This is a genomic window from Rhizobium sp. Root1212 (genome assembly GCF_001424985.1).
Lineage (GTDB): Bacteria > Pseudomonadota > Alphaproteobacteria > Rhizobiales > Rhizobiaceae > Pararhizobium.
Map to the genome: position 1 here is coordinate 134,533 of NZ_LMDA01000001.1, position 22,677 is coordinate 157,209.

Genomic DNA, 22,677 nt, shown 5'->3' on the forward strand with positions numbered 1-22,677 from the left:
TTCATCGGAACGATCAGCAGGGCGAATGAACTACCGGCACATCTATCATGCAGGAAATTTCGCCGACGTGCTGAAGCATGCGGTGCTGGCGCGGCTCGTCACCTATCTCAAGCAGAAGGACAAGGCGTTCCGGGTGCTCGATACCCATGCCGGGATCGGGCTTTACGATCTTTCCAGCGAGGAAGCGCAGAAGACCGGGGAATGGGTGGACGGCATCGGGCGGCTTTTGGAAAAGCCTTTGCCGGGCGATGTCGCAGCGATCCTTGCGCCCTATCTCGAAGCTGTGCGCGATCTCAATCCCGACGGCCGCATCAAGCTCTATCCGGGCTCGCCGAAGCTGACGCGCATGCTGATGCGGCCGCAGGACCGGCTTTCGGCGATGGAACTTCATCCTGACGACTATGAGACGCTGCACCGGCTGTTCGACGGCGATTTCCAGAGCCGGGTCACCGAACTCGACGGCTGGCTGGCGCTCGGCGCGCATCTGCCGCCGAAAGAGAAGCGCGGGCTGGTGCTGGTCGATCCGCCGTTTGAGATTGCCGGGGAATATGACCGGCTGGTGGAGGGGCTCGCCAAGGCTTGGCGGCGGTTTTCAGGAGGCGTGTTCTGCCTGTGGTATCCGCTGAAGCAGGGAGCGCCGATCCGCAAGTTTCATGAGGATTTGCAGGCGCTGAATATTCCGAAGATGCTGTGTGCCGAGCTTTCCGTGCGCAGCGAGCGGGAGACGACCGGGCTTTCCGGTTCGGGGCTGATCGTGGTCAATCCGCCCTTTACACTTAAGGGGGAACTGGATGTGCTGCTGCCGTTCCTGAAGGGACGGCTGGCGCAGGACAAGTTTGCCTCGGGCCGCAGTTTCTGGCTGCGGGGGGAAACGGTCGAGGAGAATTGAGGGCGCAAACCGCCCTTCCCTCGCCTTTCCATATGGGGTAGCCATGGTTCGGGAGCCTCCTCGATGAAATCAAAAATCCTCGCAACCGCCCTCATAGCGCTTCTGCTTGCCGGATGCAGCGGCGAGGATGACGGCGCGAAGAAGACGGCGCCGACGCCGATTGTTTCAACCAGCACAGAGAAGAAACCTGAAAAGGCCGCGACGGTGCCACTTGGCAGCGGTTTCGATTTCTACGTGCTGTCGCTCTCCTGGTCGCCGAGCTGGTGCGGGGAAAACGATCCGAACGGCAAGACCATGCAATGCGATACCTCGCGCAATCATGGGCTGATCGTGCATGGCCTCTGGCCGCAGAACGAAAGCGGCTACCCGGAATTCTGCCGCAGCCGCGATAGCGACCGGGTGCCGGAAGCGCTGGGGCGGCAGATGTTCGATATCATGCCCTCCATGGGGCTGATCGGCCATGAATGGCGCAAGCATGGGACCTGCTCGGGGCTCGGGCAGAAGGATTATTTCGCCGTGATGCGGGCGGCGTGGCAAAAGCTCCGGCTTCCGCCGGAGCTGAAATCCGGGAACCGGACGGCGAAGGCATCGCCGCAGGAAATCGAGGCCGATCTCATCGCCGCCAATCCGGGCCTGAGCACCGGAGCGATCGCTGTCACCTGCTCTTCCGGCCAGCTCGATGAAATCCGTATCTGCATGAACCGTGACCTTGGGTTTCGCCCCTGCCCGGACGTCGACCGTGGCGGCTGCCGGGCGCGGTCGCTGACGTTGCCTGCCCTTTGATGAAGCCGAACAGAAAGCCGACGCGATGAAAATTCTCTATTCGCCCGCCTCCCCCTATTCCAACAAGGTGCGCATGGCCGCCCACTACGCCGGCATTACCGCCGAAAGCGTGCTGACCGACACGGCCTCCAACCCGCCCGAACTGATCGCCAACAATCCGCTCGGCAAGATCCCGACGCTGATCACCAATGACGGCAAGGCGATCTATGACAGCAGGACGATCATGCACTTCATCGACCGGGAAACGAAGGGCAAGCTTTATCCGCGCAATGCGGAAAAGCGCACCGATGTCGAAATCCTCGAAGCGCTCTGCGACGGCATCTGCGACAGCCTGCTGGCCATCGTCTACGAGAAGCGCATCCATCCGCCGGAAAAGATCCATCAGCCGTGGATCGACAAGCAGTGGGAAAAGGTGGTGCGCGGGCTCGACTATCTCGAAGCCAACCTGCCGAAGACGGCGGCCAAGCTGCATGGCGGACATTTCGCGCTGGCGGCCATGCTGCGCTATATCGAGCTGCGCTTCAGCGGCGAATGGCAGCGCGGCCGGCCGAAGCTGAAGAACTGGCCGAAGAAATTCGAAAAGCAGTTTCCCGACTACGGCAAGTTCAAGGCCTGACGGCTTCGTCCCTCGACAAGGAGCGGCAGGACCCTACCTGCCGAAGCCGGGGCGAACGCATGTCGAATTTGGAGGAACTGGAATGACGGAAAGTGCTGCATCGGAGTTGATCGATCGGAAGATTGCCGAGCTTGGCGGCTGGCGCGGGGATACGCTTGCGAAAATCCGCAGCATCATCCGCGAGGCCGACCCGGAGGCGATCGAGGAGGTGAAGTGGCGCGGCGTGCCCGTGTGGTCGCATGACGGGATTATCTGCACCGGCGAGACCTACAAGAGCGTCGTGAAGATGACCTTTGCCAATGGTGCTTCGCTGGAAGACCCGAAGGGGCTTTTCAACTCCAGCCTCGACGGCAATGTGCGGCGGGCGATCGATGTGCGTGAGGGCGAGGAAATCGACGCGGAAGCGCTGAAGGGTCTTGTTCGCGCGGCCGTGGCGCTGAACAGCGCGAAGGCGGCGGCGAAGCGCCCTGCCCGCGCCAAGAAGCAGGATTGAGAATACAAAAAAGGCCGGATCGCTCCGGCCTTTTCGTCTTTGGGAAGAACCCGAAGATCAGAACTTCACGCCCATACCGACACGAACGCTGTGTGCGTCGTAACCCGACGAGACGTTGCCGCTCGGCAGGTCGAAGTCCTTCTTCTGGTAGTCGGTGTAGCGGTATTCGATACGCGCCGTCACGTTGTCGGTCACGAAGGCTTCGGCACCGGCACCGGCCGTCCAGCCGAACAGGGTCTTGCTGTCGGAAGAACCACCTTCCTTGGCCTTGACGTCGGTAGCGGCGACGCCGGCCGTACCGTAGACGAGAACCGGGTTCAGGTCGTAACCGACGCGGCCGCGCAGCGAGCCGTTGACGCCCTGCTCCATGGTACGGGTCGGGTTGGTCGCATCGTTGCCGCTGTAGTTCACGTCGGCTTCCGCACCGTAAACGATCTGGCCGCTCTGCATGTTGTAGCCGCCGTAGAGGCCGCCGCCAAAGGCAGCAGCGCCGCGGCCGCCGGTGGCGTCGAACTGGCCGTGGGACCAATCGGCGGTACCACCGACATAGGCGCCCGACCAGTTCTTGACGACCGGCTCGGAATATTCCGCAGCCGGAGCAGCCGGAACTTCGTCGATCGCGTCGGCAGCCTGAACGGCCGAGAAGGTGATGAGGGTCACAGCCGATGCCATGAGGGTGGTGATAAGAGTACGCATACAAATTCTCCTTTCAGGCCGGCGACCAGAGGACCCCTTTTGGTCCGGATCGGCACACCGGCAATTACATTTAACCCCGCCCGGTTGAGCTGAAATTGGACACCAAATGAGGATTCTCCAGAGCCAAAATATGAAATTTTGGTGGCATAAGGATGTCCGAAATTCGATGTTGCTTCACGGCCACAGGCTATTTGTTAACCATGAAGAAAGAATAAACATATCTATACTTCAACTGCTCTCTTTTAGCTCAACGTCTGTTACAGCCGTTAATTTTTTCGAAACCATTGTGCATTCGCGGTTTCACTCATCGGCCTCTCCACCTATATCTTGCGATCGATAGAAGTTTCGAATCTCGCAAACGGACCGGCCTTGAGAAAACCGCTGAAAACCGCCCTCGTCACCGGCAGCGCCCGTCGCATCGGCAAGGCGATCGCCGAGGATCTGGCTGCCCATGGCTTTGCCGTGGCGATCCACGCCCACCAGGGCCGCGACGAAGCCGAGGCGCTGGCCGCCGACATTCGCAGGCAGGGCGGCAAGGCGGCCGCCGTTGTTGCAGACCTGACGGACAGCAAGGCTGCCGGCCGGCTGATGGGCGAAGCTGTTGAGGCGATCGGACCGATCGGGCTGCTCGTCAACAACGCCTCGATCTTCCGCAAGGACAGCGTTTCCGATTTCGACGAAGACATCTGGGACCGGCATTTCGACCTGCACGTGAAGGCGCCGTCGATCCTGGCGCGGGATTTTGCGGCACAAATGCCGCAGGGCCATGGCGGGCTGATCGTCAACATCATCGACCAGCGGGTCTGGGCTCCCAATCCGCGATTTTATTCCTATATGCTGTCCAAGGCGGCGCTCTTGATGGCGACGACGACGATGGCGCAGGCGCTTGCCCCGACCATTCGCGTCAACGGCATCGGGCCGGGGCCGACGCTGCCGAACGAGCGGCAAAACCAGTCCGACTTCGAGGCACAGGTGGAGGCCCTGATTCTCAGGGCCGGACCGGAGCTTTCGGAATTCGGGCGGACCATCCGCTTCTTGTTCGAGACGCCGTCGATCACCGGGCAGATGATCGCTCTCGATGGCGGCCAGCATCTGGCCTGGGAAACGCCCGATATATTGGAGATCGTGGAATGAGCGGACGCACGCCGAACGATGGCGGCATCCTGTACGACGAGAATGCCGCCGATGAAGACGACCTGATCGAGGTTGAAAACGACCTGCCCGAAGCCGTGCCGGCGATCGACTGGGCCGAAGCCGGTGAGTTCGACCACACGCTGCGCGGCGCCGAGTTGATCCAGGCCTTCGTCAAGCTTTTGCCGAACAGTCCGGGCGTCTACCGCATGTTCAACGAGGCGGGCGACGTGCTTTATGTCGGCAAGGCGCGCAGCCTGAAGAAGCGCGTCAGCAACTACGCGCAGGGACGCGTGCATTCCAACCGCCTGACCCGCATGGTGCGCGAGACGGCGAACATGGAATTCGTCACCACCCGCACCGAGATCGAAGCGCTGCTGCTGGAAGCCAACCTGATCAAGCGGTTGCGCCCGCGCTTCAACGTGCTGCTTCGTGACGACAAGTCGTTTCCCTATATCCTCGTGACCGGCGACAGCCGGGCGCCGGCGCTTTACAAGCATCGCGGGGCGCGCAGCCGCAAGGGCGATTATTTCGGGCCGTTCGCGTCCGCCGGCGCGGTCGGGCGCACGATCAACTCACTGCAGCGCGCCTTTCTTTTGCGCACCTGCACCGACAGCGTTTTCGAGACGCGGACGCGGCCCTGCCTGCTGCATCAGATCAAGCGCTGTGCCGCCCCCTGCACCCGCGAGATTTCCGATGAGGGCTATGCCGAGCTTGTAACCGAAGCCAAGGATTTCCTTTCCGGCAAAAGCCAGGCGGTGAAGGCAACCATCGCATCCGCCATGAGCGAGGCTTCCGAAAATCTCGATTTCGAGCGGGCAGCTCTTTATCGCGACCGGCTGGCGGCGCTCTCGCATGTACAGAGCCACCAGGGCATCAATCCGGCCGGCGTCGAGGAAGCCGATGTCTTTGCGATCCATCACGAGGGCGGGGTTTCCTGCATCCAGGTGTTCTTCTTCCGCACCGGACAGAACTGGGGAAACCGCGCCTATTTCCCCAAGGCCGATCCGGCGCTGACGTCTTCCGAGGTGCTGAGCGCGTTTCTGGCGCAGTTCTATGACGACAAGCCCTGCCCGCGGCAGATTTTGCTGTGCGAGCAGGTGGAGGAGCAGGAACTGCTGGCGCAGGCGTTTTCGGAAAAATCGAGCTACAAGGTTGCCATCGCCGTGCCGCAGCGGGGCGAGAAGAAGGACCTTGTCGATCATGCCGTCGCCAATGCGCGCGAAGCGCATGGAAGGAAGCTCGCCGAAACCGCCTCGCAATCGCGGTTGCTGCAGGGTTTCGCCGAGACCTTCAAGCTGGAGCGGGTGCCGCAGCGGATCGAGATTTACGACAACTCGCATATCATGGGCACCAATGCCGTCGGCGGCATGGTGGTGGCGGGGCCGGAAGGTTTCGTCAAAGGCCAGTATCGCAAGTTCAACATCAAATCGACCGACATCACGCCGGGCGACGACTTCGGCATGATGCGCGAGGTGATGACGCGGCGGTTTTCACGGCTCTTGAAGGAAGAGGGAAAGCCGGATCGCTCCGCGCAACCTTCAGAGGATCAGGCCTTTCCGGCATGGCCGGATGTGATCCTGATCGATGGCGGCCAAGGGCAGATGACGGCGGTTCGCGCCATCCTGAAAGAACTCGATATCGAGGATTGCGTCGTGGCCATCGGCGTCGCCAAGGGTGTCGACCGCGATGCCGGGCGCGAACGGTTCTTTCCGCCGGGGCGGGAAAGCTTCACCATGCCGCCGCGCGATCCGGTGCTGTATTTCATCCAGCGGCTGCGGGATGAGGCGCACCGTTTCGCCATCGGCTCGCATCGGGCACGGCGGAAGAAGGAGATGGTGAAAAACCCGCTCGACGAGATCGGCGGTATCGGGCCGACCCGCAAGCGGGCACTGCTGCATCACTTCGGGACGGCCAAGGCCGTATCGCGGGCGGGGATCAACGATCTGATGTCCGTCGCAGGGATTTCGGCTTCGGTGGCGAAGCTGGTTTATGATCATTTTCATGAGGATGGGGGCAAGTAGCCCCCAATCAAACCCCGATCCGCCCCAATCCCCCGAGCAGGCCGACAAGCTCCGGCTGGCGGCGGGTTCCGGTTTTCAGGAAGATTCGCTTCAAGTAGCTGCGCACGGTTTCGATGCTGAGGGTCAGCGTCGCCGCCACCGTCTCGATGCCGACACCGGTCGCGAGTTCGCGGGCGACGCGGGCTTCACCCGGCGTCAGGTCGAACAGGCCCGAAAGCACGCCGATGCTCGGCGGGCCGCCGGGGCCGACGGGGGTGGCCAGCACCACGGCGAGGCCGCGGGAAAAGATGTCTCGGGCGTTACGGCGCACCGGCAGCACATGCAGCACCATGGCCGAAGCGTCGGGCGTTGCCGCCATCGGCAGCGATTGCACGCGCGGGCCGTCGCTGCCTTTCAGAATATCGAAGCACTGCTGCAGCAGCTGGTTTGCGGCCGGCTGATCGAGCGACAGGCGGTTTTGCGCGCCGGTGCGGATGCGGGGGCTGAGCGCCTCCATCTCCTCGTTCATGGCGAGGACCTGCTGGGTCTCCCCGACGACCGCAGCCGGCAGGCCGACGATCGACAGGGCATTGGCGATCGAGCGTGCCTGCTGGAAGATCATCCGCGAGGAGACCAGCGCCGCCCGCGCCAGATCGCCCTTCAGGCCGTTGACGATATCGAGATGGCGGCCCTCGAAGGGACCGCGGTCGATTTGGCGCATGAAATCGAAGATCAGGGTATGGCCGGAGGGTTCCGGCAGGGCGCTGCCCATGCTCCAGCCGACGCCGGCGGGGCGCAGGAAGGTGTTGTAGATCGGATCGTGCTCGATCTCCTCCATCGTCATGACATCGACATCGCGCGCGAAGGCGAACGGAAACAGGCGCATCGAACGCTCGGGACGTGGATTTTCGAAACGAAGCTCGCTTTTCGAATAGACCGTCAGGGGTTCCTCAATGCGCTCGGAGGAAACCCAGCGTGCGGTTCCGTCCGGAGCCATGCCGAGAACGCAGGTTGCATAACCATCGACCGCAGCCGCCAGCCGGTCGCAGACATCCGGCCACAGTTCCGGAATGACGGCGGCTTCATAGATGCGATCGATAAGGGCGGATTGTTCCATGGTCACGGCTATCTGTTTCACAAAACCCCAAAATATTAGGGGATTTTTTTCATATCAGGCAAACGTTTCAAAGCGCATACTTGCACGTGCGCTCGTCTTCACGTTGTCGTGAAGTCGAAGATTTTTCGCGTAGCCGATGTAGGCGGCCCGGCATTTGACAGGTTCACACTGCATTCAGATAAATCCTGTCATAATTCATCCTGATTTTACGCCGACCGGTTGACCTTACGGTCATAAAGGCCTCATCTGTCGCCACACCTCCCAGAGAACAGAAATTCGATGTCCACGCCTGCCGCCTATAACATACCGAACCTGCTCACGTATGGCCGTATCCTCGCCGTTCCGCTGATCGTTCTCTGCTTCTTCGTCGAAGGCCGGCTGCAGAGTTCCGATTTCGCGCGGTGGACGGCGCTGGTCATTTTTGCCATCGCCTCGATCACTGATTATCTCGACGGCTACCTCGCCCGCATCTGGAACCAGACCTCCAATATCGGCCGCATGCTGGACCCGATCGCCGACAAGCTGCTGGTCGCCTCGGTGCTGCTGCTGGTCGCCGCCGACGGCACGATTGCCGGCTGGTCGATCTGGGCTGCGATCATCATTCTGTGCCGCGAAATCCTCGTGTCTGGCCTGCGGGAATATCTGGCGGCGCTGAAGGTCAGCGTGCCGGTGACGCGCATCGCCAAGTGGAAGACGACGCTGCAGATGTTTGCGATCGCCTTCCTGCTCGCCGGTCCCGCCGGCGACAAGGTGCTGCCCTACACCACCGAGATGGGCATCCTGCTGCTCTGGATCGCAGCGGCCATCACGCTCTACACCGGCTATGACTATTTCCGCGCCGGCCTCAAGCATGTGATCGACGAATGAGCACGGTGAGGCTCGTCTATTTCGCCTGGGTGCGCGAGCGGATCGGCAAGGACGAGGAAGAGATCGCGCTGCCCGACAGCGTGGTGACGGCGGGTGACTTGTTGAATCATCTCAAGACGCTGGGCGAAGACTATGAGATGGCGCTGGAACATGAAAACGTCATCCGCGTCGCCATCAATCAGGAGCATGTGGAGCACGACGAACCGATTGCCGGGGCGCGCGAGATCGCGTTGTTTCCGCCGATGACGGGTGGCTGAGCCATGACCGGCCCGGCGATTTCCGTGCGGGTTCAGCGGCAGGATTTCGATCTGGCCGCGGAAGTGGCAGCCATGTCCGAAGGGCGCGGGGACGTCGGTGCGATCGTCACCTTTTCCGGGCTCTGCCGTGATGAGGCGGGTACGCTCGGGGCGCTGGAACTCGAACATTATCCCGGCATGGCCGAAGCGGAGATACGGCGGGTCTGCGAGACGGCCGTGGTGCGTTTCGGGCTGATCGCGTTGACGGCCATTCACCGGCATGGGCGGATATTGCCGGGGGAAGATATCGTGCTGGTGGTCGCCGCCTCCCCGCACCGGCAGGCTGCCTTTGACGGCGCGAATTTCGTCATGGACTTCCTCAAGACCTCGGCGCCGTTCTGGAAGAAGGAAATCGGCACCGACGGCACGGCCGGGGGCTGGGTCTCGGCCAAGGATGCCGATGACAGTGCGCGGGATCGGTGGAAGAAGGATTAGGGCTGGACCCGTTCCTTGCGTGTCAGCACCAGCAAAAGCACCAGAAAACTGAAGATCGCGAAATCGCGCCAGAGGATGGGGCCGTAACCGCTCCAGAGGGTTTCGGACAGGCCCATCAGCGCGCCGCCGGCGGCCGCCAGAATCGGCGTCGCCTGACCGCCGATGGCGGCGATGAACAGGATTTTCACCCCGAACACCAGGCCTGCGCCAAAATCCATCGTGCCGTAATAGGCGGTGGCGAGGATGCCGGCGATGGCAGCCAGCAGCGCCGATGCGCCATAGGCCATGACGAAGATGCGGGCGGGATCGACGCCGCAGAGCGCGGCCGCCTTCCCGTCATCTGAAACGGCTCGCCAATGGCGACCCCAGGCGGAGCGTTGCAGGAAAAGCTGGCCGGCGCCGACGAGGATCAGCATCGCTGACGTGTTGATGAACTGGATGACCGTCAGGGTGACCGGAAAATGACTGTCATCCCAGAGCACCAGCGGCGTGTTGAGGAAGGGCGGCAGCCAGATGGAGCGCGTTTCGGCGGCAAGGCGCGATACTTCCATCAGCACGATGGCGAGGCCCAGCGATACGACGATGACCGTATTCGGCGAAAACAGCACGACGCGCCGGAAGACGCTGCGGCCGAGGAAAATGCCTGTGCCGGCCGTGTAGACAAGGGCCGCCAGCGCGCCGAGCGCAAGGGACGCCGGCAGCACCAGCCACAGTCGATTGAAGGCGAAATCGGTGAAAAGCAGGAAGATCTGGCCCGAGAAACCGAACAGCGCGCCATAGGTCAAATCCGCCCGGCGGGTGACGGCGAAGGCGATGGAATAGCCGAAGGCGAGCAGCGCATAAAGTGCTGCGACGGGAACCGCATTGGCAAGCTGTTGTAGGAAATAGGCCATGGCGCGTTCCGTTGGCGATGATGAATTATAACTTGTAAAATTCGTTTTACCAGTTAGAATTTTTCCATGAGCTTTGCCTGGACACCCCATCGTTTTTCCGGCGGCGCATTGGCGCTGGATGTCGCAAACTCCGTCGTGCTGCGCTTCGATCCGGCGCGGCGGATCGATCGTTTTGCCGATCCCGTCGCCATGGATGCCTTTGCGGATGCAGCAAGCCGGCTTTGCGGCGAGACTTTCGAACGGCTCGCGCCGACGGTGCCGGACAGGCGGCCGCTGCTGATTGCCCTGCGCGAGGCGACCGACCGGCATTTTCGCGCGGCCGTGGAGGGTGAGGCATCGGATCATCTGCTGGCTGACCTGCTGGAGACGGCGGCGGCGGCGCTGCGAGGGCGGAGTGAACCGGGCTTCGTTGCGCTGGAAGCGGCGACCGCGCATTCGGCGCTTCGGCTCACGACCGAAACCGGCGACGGGCGGCTGAAGATATGCCCCAATTGCCAATGGCTGTTTATCGACCGCAGCCGCAACCGGAGCCGCAACTGGTGCGACATGGCCGTCTGCGGCAACCGGGTGAAGGCCAGCCGCCATTATCGCAGACAGAAGGAGGCAGGGTCATGATCAGGATTTGGCGAGAGATTGCATCGTGCGGCGCCGAAATGGCGAACGGGTCGGTGGCGCGGTATTTGCCGCATTACCCCCCTCTGTCAGCTTCGCTGACATCTCCCCCTCAAGGGGGTAGATCGGGAGCGGGAGGCGACCTCCTGCCAATCTCACCCCTTGAGGGGGAGATGTCACGCAGTGACAGAGGGGGGTATCGCGCGGCATATGCCGGACCCCGCGTCCTGCGGCGCCGTGGGGTAAGACGTGGCGGCCTTGCGGTCATGCTGCTCGGGCTTCTCGCCCTTTCCGCCTGCCAGCGCGAGACGAGCGACGAGCCGTTGCAGTTGAGCGGCAAGATCTTCGTCTTCAATTACCGGCTGGCTTACGCCACCTACATGGTGACGCTGAACAAGAAGGAGCCGGTACCGGAGGGAAGCGTGGTGGTCGCGACCTTCGAAAATCCGGCCGGGGGCGAGCCGCTGCTTCTGGAGCGCAAGGTCTTTACCAAGCAGGAAAAGATCGTGCTCGAAAGTCCTGACGTGACCTGCGTTCGCAAGCAGAAACCCTATGCGGTGACCATCGAACTCAAGGGCCCGGACGGCGATCTTCTGCAGACGGTGAAGACGACCGTCACCTCGACGCTCGATCAGGACGTTTTGCCGGCCAAGCCGCTGGTGATCGGCCCAGCCTATGACAAGAATCCCGAAGTGTTCAAAGACGGCAAGGCGCCGGCGCATTTCGAGACGGCCAAATGCAATGCCTGATGCAAAAACGAAAAGGCCGGGCGCTTTTGACGCCCGGCCTTTTTTTGTATTCGAACCGAAGGTGGCGATCAGCCGACGATTTCGGTGCCCGAGAACCAGTAGGCGATTTCGATCGCTGCGGTTTCCGGAGCGTCCGAACCGTGAACCGAGTTTTCGCCGATCGACAGGGCATGAACCTTGCGGATGGTGCCTTCGTCGGCGTTTGCCGGGTTGGTGGCGCCCATGATTTCGCGGTTCTTCAGGATGGCGTTTTCGCCTTCGAGAACCTGAACGATGGTCGGGCCGGAAGACATGGATTCAACCAGTTCGCCGAAGAACGGACGTTCCTTGTGAACGGCGTAGAAGCCTTCGGCTTCGCGCTTGCTCATCCAGACGCGCTTGGAAGCGACGACGCGCAGGCCGGCGTCTTCGAGCATCTTGGTGATGGCGCCCGTGAGGTTGCGCTTGGTGGCGTCCGGCTTGATCATCGAAAAGGTGCGTTCAATCGCCATTTTCTAACTTCCCTTGGTTATCCGTGGATTTGGCGCGTCAATAGCCGCCAACGCGGCGCAAAACAAGGGGTGGCGGCCGGATTTCGGCCAAAGGGCGGCGATCAGCAAATTTCATCTGTCGCATCAGCCAAAGCGATCGGCTCTTCGGCTATGCTCGCACAAAACAGGAGAACCCGATGCGCAACCACTTCATGATGATGGCGGACTACAACAGCTGGGCGAACCGGCTGGTCTACGAGGCGGCGTCCGCCTTGAGCGACGATGAATTCCGGGAAAACAAGGGCGCCTTCTTCGGCTCGCTCTGCGGCACGCTCAACCATTTGCTCGCCACCGACCGCATCTGGATGCGCCGCTTTACCGGCACCGGCGAAGCGCCGAACCGGCTCGATGCCGTGCTGCACGAGGATTTTGCGGCGCTTGCCGCGGCGCGGCGGGCCGAGGATATCCGGATCATCGACTGGGTTTCCGGGCTGATAGAAGAGGATCTGCGCGGCACCATCACCTATACGCCCGTCAGCAACCCGACGCCCGTCTCGCAAAAGCTCTCGCCGGCCCTTGCCCATCTCTTCAACCACCAGACCCATCATCGCGGCCAGTGCCATATGATCCTGACCTCGCTTGGCAAGCCGAGCCTTTCGCTCGATCTTGCCTTTTTCCAGCGCACGCCGGAGGGGCGGCGGCATGCGGCGTGAGCGATCGACCGGTCCTAGCACTCTGCTAACCATGCAGAACGGCTGTCCTGGCTGGTTGACGCTCTTTTAAATGTCAAAGGCTTACCCCTGATCCCACAACAGGAAAACGGCGCACTGGCCGCCGAGCAGGATCGAGCCGATGACGAACCCAAGGCAGACAGCGAAAAACCCCGCCCGTCCCGAAATCGATGCCGTGGTGGGCAGGATCGCCCAGGCGATGGCAAATCTCGGCGTTTCGCCCCTTCCCCGCAATTACGCGCTGTTCTACGAGGCGCTTTCGGGGCGCAACCCGGAGCTTGCCCGCGAACTGGCCGCGCTCGGACCCTCGCCGTCGCCCGCGAAGATCGACGAACTCGGCATTCGCCACAATCTCGCAAGCCATGCGACGCTCAATGCCGACAAGGTGCAGGCGGAAGCGGCGAAGCTCTTGAACGCCGCCTCGGTGGCGATGCGCGAGGCGAACGGGCGCAAGACGGGTTTCGTGCGGCAGCTCACCGATTTTGCACTGCGCCTGGAGACCGATCCCGTCGTCGGCATGTCGGATTTCGCCGACGCGGCGCAGGCGATCCGCGAACAGGCCGCAACCCTGCTGCGCGAGGAAACCCGCTTTGCCGGCCGGCTTGATGAGGCAGCCGCGCAGCTTTCCTCGATGGAGGGCGATATCGATGCGCTGCGGGCGGCCGCGACGCGTGACGCCTCGACCGGCTTTCCCAATCGCACCGCCTTTGCCGCGCGGCTTTCGGCGCTCTTTGTCGACGCACCTGCGAGCGCGCCTTCGGCGCTGGTCGTGGTGTCCGTCGACGGTCTGCGCGGCGTGGGCGAACGCTATGGCATCGGCGCCCTGGAAAAGGCGCTGAAGAAGCTTGCGCCGACCTTTCGCAAGTCGATCAAGAAGAACGATTTCATCAGCCGTATCGGGCTCGACGAACTGGCCTTTCTGTTTTCGGATGTGAATGCCGCCAATGCCGAGGCGATCGTCGCGCGCATCCGCGCCTCGATCGAGGCGATCGATATTCCCCTTCCCGAGCGTGCCTTCACGCCCGAAAGAGTGTCGATTTCGGCCGGGATCGCCATGACCGATCAGGCCAGCGGCGATGCCGATCTCACCAGCCAGGCGGAACTGGCGCTGCAGGCGGTGAAGGCCACCGGGCGGCCGGGCCAGCTAGTATTCTCGTCGGCTATCGGCGCGCGGGCGCCGCGGCTCTATTCGCCGCACGCGGCCTGATTGCGCGGGCGGCGGCAAGGCTGCCCGCAAACTCTTGCCTTCTCAGGCAACATCGGCCAAAACGCCGGCCATGATTACGCTCAACAACCTCTCCGCCCGTATTGCCGGCCGCCTGCTCATCGACCAGGCGACGGTTTCGCTTCCCGCCGGCACCAAGGCCGGCCTCGTCGGCAAGAACGGCGCCGGCAAATCGACGCTGTTCCGCATCATCACCGGCACGATGGAGAGCGAAACCGGCTCGGTTTCGATCCCGAAGAATGCGCGGATCGGACAGGTGGCGCAGGAAGCGCCGGGCACCGAGGAGCCGCTGATCGAGATCGTGCTGAAGGCGGACAAGGAGCGCGAGGCGCTGCTGCGGGAAGCCGAAAGCGCCACCGATCCGCACCGGATCGCCGAAATCCAGACGCGGCTTGCCGATATCCAGGCGCATTCGGCGGAAGCGCGGGCGGCGAGCATTCTCGATGGTCTCGGCTTCGACTATGAGGCGCAGCGGCGGCCGGCCTCATCCTTTTCCGGCGGCTGGCGCATGCGCGTGGCGCTGGCGGCGGTGCTGTTTTCCGAGCCGGACCTGTTGCTGCTCGACGAGCCGACCAACTATCTCGACCTCGAAGGCACGCTGTGGCTGGAGGATTATATCCGCCGCTATCCGCACACGGTCATCATCATCAGCCACGATCGCGATCTGCTCAACACGGCGGTCAATTCGATCATTCATCTCGACCAGAAGAAGCTGACCTTCTATCGCGGCTCCTATGACCAGTTCGAGCGCCAGCGGGCGGAAGCCATCGAGCTGCAGCACAAGGCCCGCGCAAAGAACGAGGCAGCGCGAAAGCATCTGCAATCGTTCATCGACCGCTTCAAGGCGAAGGCGACCAAGGCGCGGCAGGCGCAGAGCCGCGTCAAGGCGCTGGAGCGCATGGGCACGGTTGCTGCCGTGATCGAGGATCATGTGCATCCGATCACCTTCCCCGAGCCGGACAAGCAGCCGGCCTCGCCGATCATCGCCATTCAAGGCGGCGCGGTGGGCTATCAGCCGGGCAAGCCGATTCTGAAGGGCCTCAACCTTCGCATCGACAATGACGACCGCATCGCCCTGCTGGGCTCGAACGGCAACGGCAAGTCGACCTTCGCCAAGTTCATCTCCGGCCGACTGGAGGCGCAGGCCGGCGACATCAAGCTGGCGCCGAGCCTGAAGATCGGCTTTTTCGCCCAGCATCAGCTCGATGACCTGAGGCCAAACGAGAGCGCCGTCGAGCATGTGCGGCCGCTGATGGCCGATGCGCCGGAGGCGAAGGTGCGCTCACGCGTCGCCCAGATGGGGCTTGCGACCGAGAAGATGGACACGCCGGCCAAGGATCTTTCCGGCGGCGAGAAGGCGCGGCTGCTCATGGGCCTTGCCGCCTTCGATGCGCCGAACATGCTGATCCTCGACGAGCCGACCAACCATCTCGACATCGACAGCCGCAATGCGCTGATCGAGGCGCTGAACGACTACGAAGGCGCCGTCATCCTGATTTCCCACGACCGCCACCTGATCGAGGCGACGGTGGACCGGCTGTGGCTGGTCAAGGACGGCACGGTGACGAATTACGACGGCGATCTGGAGGATTATCGCAGCATCGTCGTTGCCAGCGCCAGGCAGAAAAACGGCAAGGCGAAGGCTGCGGACGAATCGATGAACAAGGCCGATCAGCGCAAGGCGGCGGCCGAAAAGCGGGCTGCCTTTGCACCGCTCAAGAAAAAGATCAATGAAATCGAATCCCTGACGGAAAAGCTTCAGAAACAGATTCGCGCCCTTGATGCGGAGCTTGAGAACCCGGAACTCTACGAAAAATCCCCGGACAAGGCGGCCGCGAAGATCAAGGAACGCGGCGCGCTTTCCGGCAAGCTCGCCAAGGCCGAGGACGAGTGGATGGCGCTTTCGACCGAGTATGAAGAGGCGATGGCGGACTGAAACCCGCCGTTTCCGCCGCCTCATCAACGCTTCGTTAAGATTTTAGCGGTCGCTTTAACATCGTCTTCAGCGACTCTTCCTAAACTTTTGCGCCATGAGCAACGAGCGCACAGACAAAACCGATATCTACCGGTTTCGCCGGGTGAAATGGGGCAATCCGCGCCACCAGATGAACAAGCTGCGCAACGCCATGCCGGCCATCGCCGAGGGCGACCGGGAGCCGGCGGGGCGGTGGTTCTGGGTCGCCGTCTTCCTCCTCTCAGCCTTCACCCTCTTCAATGTCTATTTGATCGCGACCGGCACGCAGATTTTCTGATCATCCGAGTTCGAACGAGGTGACGCCGTAAATGTTCGCAAGCGGCAGCTCCGGCACCGGGCCGCGATACATGCGGGCCGTCTCGAACACAGGTTTCAGATTGTAGCGATCGCACAGGGCTTTTGCCGCGGCGTTCGGCTCGGGGATGTCGAGGAACACGTCGCCGCCGCCGGCCATCGTCACCAGCTTGCGGAAGACCAGGTCGGCGTTGGTTTCGGTATCGGCAAAGAGCGGGCCTATCTTGTGGCCGTCGCGACAGGCGCGGATGGTGCCGTAACCCAGGATTTCGGCATTGCGGATCAGCACCGCGCTGTTGCGGGCCGGCAAGGGCCGCAGCCACTCCTTCAGGAAAGCCTCGCGCGGGGCGGCCGAGAAGCGGCGATCATAGTCGATGATCGCGGGGATGTGGACCGGGGAGACCTCGACCAGTTCCGAGGACGGCGGCTCGCTGCAACTCACTTCGCCGCCGTAGCGGAGATTGGCATGGGCATAGGCGAAGCCGGACTTTCGATAGTTTTCCTGCTGCGCGACGACACCGTCGAGGCCGATGGTCCTGGCCTCCGTTTCCGACAGTGCATGATTCCACAAAGCACGGCCGATGCCCTGACCGCGAAAATCCGGGTGCGTGATATAGAAGCCGAGGAATGCATAGGCTGGGCCGTAACGCACCAGCGAGATCGCGGCGACGATCTGTCCGTCTTCCTCCGCCACGTGAAAACCTGCGGGATCGGCGGCGAAAAAGGGCGTGGCGTCGTCGAGGCCGGGGTTCCAGCCCTCGCGGGCAGCCCAGTCCAGCAAGGTTTCGAGATCGGCGCGACTGGCATTTCGGAAGATCGGCATGAAGGCTCCTGCATGGGTTTCAAAGAGAGCAAATAGGCGCCATCTTGCCTTGTCCAAGATCGTCGCCGATCATTGTGCCGCAGCTTGCCCCATTCATACTTTCTGATACAAGCGAAGAATAATCATACTAATCGAGCGAAACCCCATGAGCCCCATCCATATCGCGATCGTCGGCGTCGGCAAGATCGTCCGCGACCAGCATCTCCCCGCCCTTGCCGCCAACTCGGACTACAAGCTGATCGCGGCTGCGAGCCGCCACGGCGTCGTCGACGGCATCGACAACTTCAAATCGATCGAGGCGATGCTGGAGGCCGTGCCGGCCATCGAGGCCGTTTCTCTGTGCATGCCGCCGCAGTTCCGCTATGCGGCCGCGCACACGGCGCTACAGGCCGGCAAGCATGTATTTCTCGAAAAACCGCCGGGCGCGACGCTGAGCGAAGTCGCCGACCTGAAGGCGCTGGCCGATGCCAAGGGGCTTTCGCTGTTTGCCAGCTGGCATTCGCGCTATGCGCCGGCGGTGGAAGAGGCCAAGGCCTTCCTCGCCTCGACCAGGATCAACAGCGTCAAGGTCATCTGGAAGGAAGACGTGCGCCATTGGCATCCGAACCAAGACTGGATCTGGGCGGCCGGCGGCCTCGGCGTCTTCGATCCCGGCATCAATGCGCTGTCGATCGTGACCCACATCCTGCCGAAGCAGTTGTTCATCACTGCGGCGACGCTGGAATTCCCGGAAAACCGCGACGCCCCGATCGCCGCCGACATCACCTTCAGCGATGCTGACGGCCTTGATGTCTCGGCTGAATTCGACTGGCGCCAGACCGGCCACCAGAGCTGGGACATCATCGCCGAAACGGAGGCCGGCCGCATGGTGCTGGCCGAGGGCGGCGCCAAGCTTTCGATCGATGGCGAACTGCGCAAGGATACGCCGGAGCGCGAATATCCGGCGCTTTACGAGCGCTTTGCCGAGATCGTGAAGGCGGGCAAATCCGACGTCGATCTGGCGCCGCTGTGCCATGTCGCCGACGCGTTCATGCTCGGCCGGCGCAAGTTCGTCGAAGCGTTCATCGATTGAACCGTCTCGACGGGCCGCGCGACATGCGGCCCGTTTTCCCGCGATCGACGGCTCCCAAGCCCCGTAAGTTACAGTTGCAACCTTCCCACGATTTCGTCTCTCCCATAGGATGAAGCTGCTCAAAGGAGGTCGCAGTATGTTTTCAAGACGATATTTCCTCGGTTGCTCGGCGCTGGGTGCTCTCGCATCGCTGCCTTTTCTCAAAGCGAATCCGGCCCTCGCCGCCGATATCGACCCCGCCGAGGCGCGGGCGATCGCCAAGGAAGCCGTCATCTACGGCTTTCCGCTCGTCGATACCTACCGGGTGCAGTATTCCTATTTCATCGACAAGGGCGGGCCGGAATACAAGGCAGGCTGGAACACGCTCGTCAACAATGCCCGCGTCTATACGCCGGATGACAAGGCGATCCAGACGCCCAATTCGGATACGCCCTACTCGTATGTCGGCGCCGATCTCAGGGCCGAGCCTCTGGTGTTCACCGTTCCGAAGGTAGAGGACGGCCGTTACTACTCACTTCAGTTCATCGACATGTACACCTTCAACTTCGCCTATGTCGGAAGCCGGGCGACCGGCAACGGCGAAGGCCGCTATCTGCTCGCCGGGCCGAACTGGAAGGGCGAAAAGCCGGAGGGCGTCACCGAGGTCATTTCTTGCGAGACCGAATTTGCCTTCGTTCTGTATCGCACCCAGCTTTTCGGTCCCGATGACATCGAGAAGGTGAAGGCCGTCCAGGCCGGCTACAAGGTCGAGCCACTGTCGTCCTTCCTCGGAACGGCGGCGCCCGCGCCGGCACCGGCCGTCGATTTCTTCAAGCCGCTGACGGCAGAGGAGGAAAAGACCTCGCCGCGTTTCTTCGAGCAGTTGAGCTTCATCCTGCAATTCTGCCCGACGCATCCTTCGGAAACCGAACTGAGGGAACGGTTCGCCAAACTCGGCATCGACGGCGGCAAAGGCTTCGATGCGGCCTCGCTGTCGCCGGAATTGAAGCAGGCGGTGACCGAGGGCATGGCGGATGCCTGGGCTGCCTTCCAGCAGCACAAGAAGGATTTCGTCGATACCGGCAAGGCTTCGAGCGCCGATTCCTTCGGTACGCGCGCATTCCTGAAGAACGACTATCTTACCCGCATGTCCGGCGCGGTCCTCGGCATCTACGGCAACTCGAAGGACGAGGCGCTCTACCCGGCCTATTTCGTGGATGGTCAAGGAAAGCCGCTCACCGGCGCAAGCCCCTATGAACTCCGCTTTGCACCCGGTGAACTGCCGCCGGTGAATGCCTTCTGGTCGCTGACGCTCTATGAATTGCCGTCGAGCCTGCTCTCGGCCAATGCGCTCAACCGTTATCTCATCAATTCCCCCATGCTGCCGAACCTGAGCAAGGACAGCGATGGCGGCATGACGCTGTATATTCAGCACGATACGCCGGGGCGAGACAAGGAACGCAACTGGCTGCCTGCGCCAGCCGGCCCGTTCTTCATGGTCATGCGGCTCTACTGGCCGAAAGCCGAAGCGCTCGACGGGCGTTGGAAAGCCCCTGCCCTCACCCATTCCAGCTAAAGGAAATTGCCGCCATGATGAGGAAGAGCGCAAAGATGTTCGGCATTTTGTCGATTGCCGCTGCGGCGGCTTGCCCGGCCTTTGCCGCGGAAAAAATCACCGTGGACAATTTCATCCGCGCCGAAAGCGATCTTTATTTCAGCAATGTCGTGAAGGATGGCGGCTTCGGCAGCAGAGCGACGGTGTTTGCCGGCTTCATGAGGGTATGCGCGAGCTTCATCCTCAGGCATCACCCGGTTTTCCGGGAACAAATGTCAGGGATACCGAGCCCGCGCGAAGAATGCCGTTCAATCCATAGATCGGAATCAACTCTATCTCGATATCGCTCTCTTTTCGATTTCGGGGGTAGTGGGAACGGCGGTCTTCACGTTCGAGCAGAGGGCGGATGATCACATCGCCAATGACATTCTGCGGACTGAAGTTTTCAAGCTCCAAGTCGATGATATCGTTAATGGAGAGCGTGACGACCGCGTGCTTGACCGGATCGACATCATCAACGCCCCAGATGTGAACCGAAATCGTGCTGGTCGAAAGGCGATTGAGAACCACCTGGGTAATTTCGCCATCGTGAAACATCGGACTATGTCCGAAGTAGGCGATCAGCGCATCGCCTCCGGGAATGGCCCGCCAATCGTCTTCATCCATGCGTTTCATCGTGGTGAACATCCCTCGACTACGCCTTCTTCACCCAACGGCCATCGTCATTCTGCTGCCAATAGGTGAGCGTATGGCCCTCGCCCTTCAGGCGCTTCCAGTTGGCGCGGGCATTGTCGAGCTGGGCGGTGTCGTAGCCGTCGAACATGAAGACGACGCGCTCGTAAGACGAGACCTCCGGCGGCTCGGCGCCGTCGACCATGAAGCGGACGGTGGCGCCGTTGAGATTTTCGCCGTCGGCCGTGATCAGCACCGGCTGTTCCTCGGCAAAGGCCATGTCCGGCGTACCGTGCGGCAGGAAACTGTCGTCACGGTACAGCCAGAGATGCTGGTCGAGCTTGTCGCGGCGCTCCTCGTCCACCGTCTGCACGACGACACGCCAGCCGCGCTCGACGCTGCGGTCGAGGAGGCCGGGAAGCGCGTCTTCGAGCTTCGATTCAGTCAGGTGGTAGAAGAGGATTTCCGTCACAGATGGCTCAGGCCTCGTAATTGGCGCGAACGAGTTCGTCGAGCAGGCGCACGCCGAAACCGGAGGCCCAGGAGCGGTTGATCTCGTCGGTCGGCGAGCCCATGGCCGTGCCGGCGATATCGAGATGCGCCCAGGGCGTATCCTTGACGAAGCGCTTCAGGAACTGCGCAGCGGTGATCGAGCCGCCGTAACGGCCGCCGGTATTCTTCATGTCGGCGAACTTGCTGTCGATCATCTTGTCGTATTCCTTGCCGAGCGGCAGGCGCCAGAGGCGTTCCTGCGTCGTCAGGCCGGCAGAGAGAAGCTGCTCGGAGAGCGCGTCGTCATTGGAAAACAGGCCGGCGTGATGGCTGCCGAGCGCCACCATGACAGCGCCGGTAAGCGTCGCCAGGTTGATCATGAACTTCGGCTTGAAGCGCTCGTTGCAATACCAGAGGGCATCGGCGAGCACGAGACGCCCCTCGGCATCGGTGTTGATGATCTCGATCGTCTGACCGGACATGGAGGTGACGATATCGCCCGGACGCTGGGCGTTGCCATCCGGCATGTTTTCAACGAGGCCGATGATGCCGATGGCGTTGACCTTGGCCTTGCGGGCGGCGAGCACATGCAGGAGGCCGGTGACGGCAGCAGCGCCGCCCATGTCGCCCTTCATCTCTTCCATGCCGGCGCCCGGCTTGATCGAGATGCCGCCCGAATCGAAGACGACGCCCTTGCCGATGAAGGCGATCGGCTGTTCCTTGGCCTTGCCGCCGTTCCATTTCATGATCGCCAGACGCGGCGGGCGGACGGAGCCCTGGGCGACGCCGAGCAGCGCGCCCATGCCGAGCTTCGTCATTTCCTTCTCGGTGAGGATTTCGACTTCGACGCCGAGTTCCTCCAGCGCCTTGGCCTTGTCGGCGAATTCGATCGGGCCGAGGGCGTTCGGCGGCAGGTTGACGAGATCGCGGGCGAGGAAGACGCCGCCGGCGACGGCATCGGTGACGGCGGCGAGTTTCTTGGCTTCACCCGCAACGGCCGTGACGATGGTGACCTTGACCGGCTTTTTCGGGGCCTTGTCCTCGTCTTCGTCCTTCTTGGTCTTGTAGGTGTCGAAGCTGTAGGCGTTCATCTCCATGCCGAGGGCGAAATCGGCGGCGGCCTTGGCGGTGATCTCTACGCCGGGCGCATCGAGGAAGATGGTGACGGCATCGGCCTTGCGGACCTTGGCCGCAGCGGTACCGCCGGCCCGCAGCCAATCATGGACGGTGAGCGCCTCGGGCTTGCCGAGGCCGAGCACGATGATGCGCTCGGCAGCCGAACCATGGGGGGCGAGAATATCGAGGGTGGCGAGCGCCTTGCCGGTGAACTTGCCGATGCGCATGGCGTTTTCGAGGATGCCTGCCGGATCGGCTTCGGCAGCGCCGGCAACGGCGCCATCGGCCGCCCGCGCCAGGATGGCGACACCGCCGGTGACGGGTGCCGACTTCGAAAAACCGATCTGGAACGTGAAGGACATGGGAAACTCCGGAATGACAGCGGTGCCGCCCTGCGCCGGGCGGCCTTCGGGGACCTTTGTAGTGCCTCGGGGCCAGCTTGCAAGTCGCAGTTTCTGAAGGCAGGCCCGGCCCGATCTGTTACCGTCCTGTTACACTGGCCAACATTCCAGAATGCCGGGCGGGACTTCGGTCGTTTCGTAACGGCAGAGACTCTTGGCAACGCAGCCGGACGTGTTTACATCAGGTTAACCATTATCGTTGGCACTAATTTATCCCTGTCCGTTTACAGCTTGGTTGCCGTGGAAAATTTGCAGAACCTTTTGTACAGCGTGACAGCAAGCACCCCGGCCA

Annotated in this window: 26 protein-coding genes; 17 read left to right on the plus strand and 9 right to left on the minus strand. The window is 62.1% G+C overall.

Annotated features, from left to right (window positions below):
• Nucleotides 1-25: 25 nt before the first annotated feature.
• The 4 genes from ASC86_RS00665 to ASC86_RS00680 all read left to right on the plus strand — a co-directional run bounded on the left by ASC86_RS00665 (nt 26) and on the right by ASC86_RS00680 (nt 2,781).
• The gene (locus ASC86_RS00665) at nt 26-889 is read left to right on the plus strand and encodes a 23S rRNA (adenine(2030)-N(6))-methyltransferase RlmJ (protein WP_056314870.1); all 864 of its coding nucleotides are present in this window, start codon (nt 26-28) and stop codon (nt 887-889) included.
• A gap of 63 nt (nt 890-952) precedes the next feature.
• A complete protein-coding gene (locus ASC86_RS00670) occupies nt 953-1,672 on the plus strand; it encodes a hypothetical protein (protein ID WP_056314872.1) in 720 nt (239 codons plus the stop codon).
• A gap of 25 nt (nt 1,673-1,697) precedes the next feature.
• Nucleotides 1,698-2,288, plus strand: a complete 591-nt coding sequence (locus ASC86_RS00675; RefSeq protein WP_056314875.1) for a glutathione S-transferase — start codon at nt 1,698-1,700, stop codon at nt 2,286-2,288.
• An 82-nt stretch (nt 2,289-2,370) separates the two neighbouring features.
• Nucleotides 2,371-2,781, plus strand: a complete 411-nt coding sequence (locus tag ASC86_RS00680; protein WP_056314876.1) for a DUF1801 domain-containing protein — start codon at nt 2,371-2,373, stop codon at nt 2,779-2,781.
• A 57-nt stretch (nt 2,782-2,838) separates the two neighbouring features.
• Here the strand turns inward: ASC86_RS00680 and ASC86_RS00685 are convergent, their stop codons facing one another.
• A complete protein-coding gene (locus tag ASC86_RS00685; RefSeq protein ID WP_056314878.1) occupies nt 2,839-3,477 on the minus strand; it encodes an outer membrane protein in 639 nt (212 codons plus the stop codon).
• 369 nt (nt 3,478-3,846) lie between these two features.
• Between ASC86_RS00685 and ASC86_RS00690 the strand changes: the two genes are divergently transcribed.
• Nucleotides 3,847-4,611, plus strand: coding sequence for an SDR family oxidoreductase (locus ASC86_RS00690; protein WP_056314880.1), 765 nt, complete (start codon nt 3,847-3,849; stop codon nt 4,609-4,611).
• Complete coding sequence (gene uvrC / locus ASC86_RS00695; protein ID WP_056314882.1) at nt 4,608-6,632, plus strand: excinuclease ABC subunit UvrC; 2,025 nt, start codon at nt 4,608-4,610, stop codon at nt 6,630-6,632. The genes ASC86_RS00690 and uvrC overlap by 4 nt, the downstream gene beginning before the upstream one ends.
• A 7-nt stretch (nt 6,633-6,639) precedes the next feature.
• Here the strand turns inward: uvrC and ASC86_RS00700 are convergent, their stop codons facing one another.
• The gene (locus ASC86_RS00700; RefSeq protein ID WP_056314884.1) at nt 6,640-7,728 is read right to left on the minus strand and encodes a helix-turn-helix transcriptional regulator; all 1,089 of its coding nucleotides are present in this window, start codon (nt 7,726-7,728) and stop codon (nt 6,640-6,642) included.
• 279 nt (nt 7,729-8,007) lie between these two features.
• Here ASC86_RS00700 and pgsA point away from each other — a divergent pair, with 279 nt between their 5' ends.
• Genes pgsA through ASC86_RS00715 form a run of 3 tightly spaced genes read left to right on the plus strand, consistent with a single transcriptional unit; the run spans nt 8,008 to nt 9,326 of the window.
• A complete protein-coding gene (pgsA, locus tag ASC86_RS00705) occupies nt 8,008-8,595 on the plus strand; it encodes a CDP-diacylglycerol--glycerol-3-phosphate 3-phosphatidyltransferase (protein ID WP_056314886.1) in 588 nt (195 codons plus the stop codon).
• A complete protein-coding gene (gene moaD, locus ASC86_RS00710) occupies nt 8,592-8,852 on the plus strand; it encodes a molybdopterin converting factor subunit 1 (RefSeq protein ID WP_056314888.1) in 261 nt (86 codons plus the stop codon). The genes pgsA and moaD overlap by 4 nt, the downstream gene beginning before the upstream one ends.
• A 3-nt stretch (nt 8,853-8,855) precedes the next feature.
• Nucleotides 8,856-9,326, plus strand: a complete 471-nt coding sequence (locus ASC86_RS00715; protein WP_056314890.1) for a molybdenum cofactor biosynthesis protein MoaE — start codon at nt 8,856-8,858, stop codon at nt 9,324-9,326.
• Here the strand turns inward: ASC86_RS00715 and ASC86_RS00720 are convergent.
• Nucleotides 9,323-10,219, minus strand: coding sequence for a branched-chain amino acid ABC transporter permease (locus ASC86_RS00720; RefSeq protein ID WP_056314892.1), 897 nt, complete (start codon nt 10,217-10,219; stop codon nt 9,323-9,325). The two genes, ASC86_RS00715 and ASC86_RS00720, sit on opposite strands and share 4 nt — an antisense overlap.
• Nucleotides 10,220-10,285: 66 nt before the next feature.
• On the opposite strand from ASC86_RS00720, the gene ASC86_RS00725 reads away from it, so the two are divergent.
• Nucleotides 10,286-10,834 carry a CGNR zinc finger domain-containing protein gene (locus ASC86_RS00725; RefSeq protein ID WP_056314894.1) on the plus strand — a complete coding sequence of 183 codons (549 nt, stop codon included), beginning with the start codon at nt 10,286-10,288 and terminating at the stop codon, nt 10,832-10,834.
• Between the two features lie 263 nt (nt 10,835-11,097).
• A complete protein-coding gene (locus ASC86_RS00730; RefSeq protein WP_056314897.1) occupies nt 11,098-11,580 on the plus strand; it encodes a hypothetical protein in 483 nt (160 codons plus the stop codon).
• 68 nt (nt 11,581-11,648) lie between these two features.
• On the opposite strand, the gene ndk is transcribed toward ASC86_RS00730, so the two are convergent.
• Nucleotides 11,649-12,071, minus strand: coding sequence for a nucleoside-diphosphate kinase (gene ndk, locus ASC86_RS00735; RefSeq protein ID WP_056314899.1), 423 nt, complete (start codon nt 12,069-12,071; stop codon nt 11,649-11,651).
• Nucleotides 12,072-12,247: 176 nt separating this feature from the next.
• Here ndk and ASC86_RS00740 point away from each other — a divergent pair, with 176 nt between their 5' ends.
• From ASC86_RS00740 to ASC86_RS00755, 4 genes are all read left to right on the plus strand, one after another.
• A complete protein-coding gene (locus ASC86_RS00740) occupies nt 12,248-12,763 on the plus strand; it encodes a DinB family protein (RefSeq protein WP_056314901.1) in 516 nt (171 codons plus the stop codon).
• Nucleotides 12,764-12,902: 139 nt separating this feature from the next.
• Entirely contained in the window at nt 12,903-13,988 is a 1,086-nt protein-coding gene (locus ASC86_RS00745) for a GGDEF domain-containing protein (RefSeq protein ID WP_056314903.1), read from the plus strand.
• Between the two features lie 70 nt (nt 13,989-14,058).
• Nucleotides 14,059-15,942, plus strand: a complete 1,884-nt coding sequence (locus ASC86_RS00750) for an ABC-F family ATP-binding cassette domain-containing protein (protein WP_056314905.1) — start codon at nt 14,059-14,061, stop codon at nt 15,940-15,942.
• Nucleotides 15,943-16,036: 94 nt separating this feature from the next.
• On the plus strand, nt 16,037-16,258 hold the full coding sequence (locus ASC86_RS00755) for a hypothetical protein (RefSeq protein WP_056314907.1): 222 nt from the start codon (nt 16,037-16,039) through the stop codon (nt 16,256-16,258).
• Here ASC86_RS00755 and ASC86_RS00760 read toward each other — a convergent pair whose 3' ends face one another.
• Nucleotides 16,259-17,098, minus strand: coding sequence for a GNAT family N-acetyltransferase (locus ASC86_RS00760; RefSeq protein ID WP_056314909.1), 840 nt, complete (start codon nt 17,096-17,098; stop codon nt 16,259-16,261).
• A gap of 145 nt (nt 17,099-17,243) precedes the next feature.
• Between ASC86_RS00760 and ASC86_RS00765 the strand changes: the two genes are divergently transcribed.
• Nucleotides 17,244-18,170: a Gfo/Idh/MocA family oxidoreductase gene (locus tag ASC86_RS00765; protein ID WP_056314911.1), complete on the plus strand. Its 927-nt coding sequence runs from the start codon at nt 17,244-17,246 to the stop codon at nt 18,168-18,170.
• 136 nt (nt 18,171-18,306) lie between these two features.
• Entirely contained in the window at nt 18,307-19,725 is a 1,419-nt protein-coding gene (locus tag ASC86_RS00770) for a DUF1254 domain-containing protein (protein WP_082509824.1), read from the plus strand.
• On the opposite strand, the gene ASC86_RS25470 is transcribed toward ASC86_RS00770, so the two are convergent.
• Genes ASC86_RS25470 through ASC86_RS00785 form a run of 4 tightly spaced genes read right to left on the minus strand, consistent with a single transcriptional unit; the run spans nt 19,722 to nt 22,346 of the window.
• Entirely contained in the window at nt 19,722-19,955 is a 234-nt protein-coding gene (locus ASC86_RS25470) for a hypothetical protein (protein ID WP_156386854.1), read from the minus strand. The genes ASC86_RS00770 and ASC86_RS25470 overlap by 4 nt on opposite strands.
• Nucleotides 19,948-20,379, minus strand: a complete 432-nt coding sequence (locus tag ASC86_RS25475) for an Imm50 family immunity protein (protein ID WP_156386855.1) — start codon at nt 20,377-20,379, stop codon at nt 19,948-19,950. The genes ASC86_RS25470 and ASC86_RS25475 overlap by 8 nt, the downstream gene beginning before the upstream one ends.
• 19 nt (nt 20,380-20,398) lie before the next feature.
• Complete coding sequence (locus ASC86_RS00780) at nt 20,399-20,848, minus strand: DNA polymerase III subunit chi (RefSeq protein WP_056314915.1); 450 nt, start codon at nt 20,846-20,848, stop codon at nt 20,399-20,401.
• A gap of 7 nt (nt 20,849-20,855) precedes the next feature.
• A complete protein-coding gene (locus ASC86_RS00785; protein ID WP_056314917.1) occupies nt 20,856-22,346 on the minus strand; it encodes a leucyl aminopeptidase in 1,491 nt (496 codons plus the stop codon).
• Nucleotides 22,347-22,677: the final 331 nt, after the last annotated feature.

What these genes read in the sequence shown, in the direction of transcription:
- pgsA (WP_056314886.1), top strand. Translation starts at nt 8,008, where the DNA reads ATGTCCACGCCTGCCGCCTATAACATACCGAACCTGCTCACGTATGGC.
- ASC86_RS00750 (WP_056314905.1), top strand. Translation starts at nt 14,059, where the DNA reads ATGATTACGCTCAACAACCTCTCCGCCCGTATTGCCGGCCGCCTGCTC.
- moaD (WP_056314888.1), top strand. Translation starts at nt 8,592, where the DNA reads ATGAGCACGGTGAGGCTCGTCTATTTCGCCTGGGTGCGCGAGCGGATC.
- ASC86_RS00670 (WP_056314872.1), top strand. Translation starts at nt 953, where the DNA reads ATGAAATCAAAAATCCTCGCAACCGCCCTCATAGCGCTTCTGCTTGCC.
- ASC86_RS00665 (WP_056314870.1), top strand. Translation starts at nt 26, where the DNA reads ATGAACTACCGGCACATCTATCATGCAGGAAATTTCGCCGACGTGCTG.
- ASC86_RS00740 (WP_056314901.1), top strand. Translation starts at nt 12,248, where the DNA reads ATGCGCAACCACTTCATGATGATGGCGGACTACAACAGCTGGGCGAAC.
- ASC86_RS00715 (WP_056314890.1), top strand. Translation starts at nt 8,856, where the DNA reads ATGACCGGCCCGGCGATTTCCGTGCGGGTTCAGCGGCAGGATTTCGAT.
- ASC86_RS00765 (WP_056314911.1), top strand. Translation starts at nt 17,244, where the DNA reads ATGAGCCCCATCCATATCGCGATCGTCGGCGTCGGCAAGATCGTCCGC.
- ASC86_RS00785 (WP_056314917.1), bottom strand. Translation starts at nt 22,346, where the DNA reads ATGTCCTTCACGTTCCAGATCGGTTTTTCGAAGTCGGCACCCGTCACC.
- ASC86_RS00680 (WP_056314876.1), top strand. Translation starts at nt 2,371, where the DNA reads ATGACGGAAAGTGCTGCATCGGAGTTGATCGATCGGAAGATTGCCGAG.
- ASC86_RS00725 (WP_056314894.1), top strand. Translation starts at nt 10,286, where the DNA reads ATGAGCTTTGCCTGGACACCCCATCGTTTTTCCGGCGGCGCATTGGCG.
- ASC86_RS00730 (WP_056314897.1), top strand. Translation starts at nt 11,098, where the DNA reads ATGCTGCTCGGGCTTCTCGCCCTTTCCGCCTGCCAGCGCGAGACGAGC.
- uvrC (WP_056314882.1), top strand. Translation starts at nt 4,608, where the DNA reads ATGAGCGGACGCACGCCGAACGATGGCGGCATCCTGTACGACGAGAAT.
- ASC86_RS00700 (WP_056314884.1), bottom strand. Translation starts at nt 7,728, where the DNA reads ATGGAACAATCCGCCCTTATCGATCGCATCTATGAAGCCGCCGTCATT.
- ASC86_RS00760 (WP_056314909.1), bottom strand. Translation starts at nt 17,098, where the DNA reads ATGCCGATCTTCCGAAATGCCAGTCGCGCCGATCTCGAAACCTTGCTG.
- ASC86_RS00685 (WP_056314878.1), bottom strand. Translation starts at nt 3,477, where the DNA reads ATGCGTACTCTTATCACCACCCTCATGGCATCGGCTGTGACCCTCATC.
- ASC86_RS00755 (WP_056314907.1), top strand. Translation starts at nt 16,037, where the DNA reads ATGAGCAACGAGCGCACAGACAAAACCGATATCTACCGGTTTCGCCGG.
- ASC86_RS00720 (WP_056314892.1), bottom strand. Translation starts at nt 10,219, where the DNA reads ATGGCCTATTTCCTACAACAGCTTGCCAATGCGGTTCCCGTCGCAGCA.
- ASC86_RS00745 (WP_056314903.1), top strand. Translation starts at nt 12,903, where the DNA reads ATGACGAACCCAAGGCAGACAGCGAAAAACCCCGCCCGTCCCGAAATC.
- ASC86_RS00770 (WP_082509824.1), top strand. Translation starts at nt 18,307, where the DNA reads ATGTTTTCAAGACGATATTTCCTCGGTTGCTCGGCGCTGGGTGCTCTC.
- ASC86_RS00675 (WP_056314875.1), top strand. Translation starts at nt 1,698, where the DNA reads ATGAAAATTCTCTATTCGCCCGCCTCCCCCTATTCCAACAAGGTGCGC.
- ndk (WP_056314899.1), bottom strand. Translation starts at nt 12,071, where the DNA reads ATGGCGATTGAACGCACCTTTTCGATGATCAAGCCGGACGCCACCAAG.
- ASC86_RS25475 (WP_156386855.1), bottom strand. Translation starts at nt 20,379, where the DNA reads ATGAAACGCATGGATGAAGACGATTGGCGGGCCATTCCCGGAGGCGAT.
- ASC86_RS25470 (WP_156386854.1), bottom strand. Translation starts at nt 19,955, where the DNA reads ATGCCTGAGGATGAAGCTCGCGCATACCCTCATGAAGCCGGCAAACAC.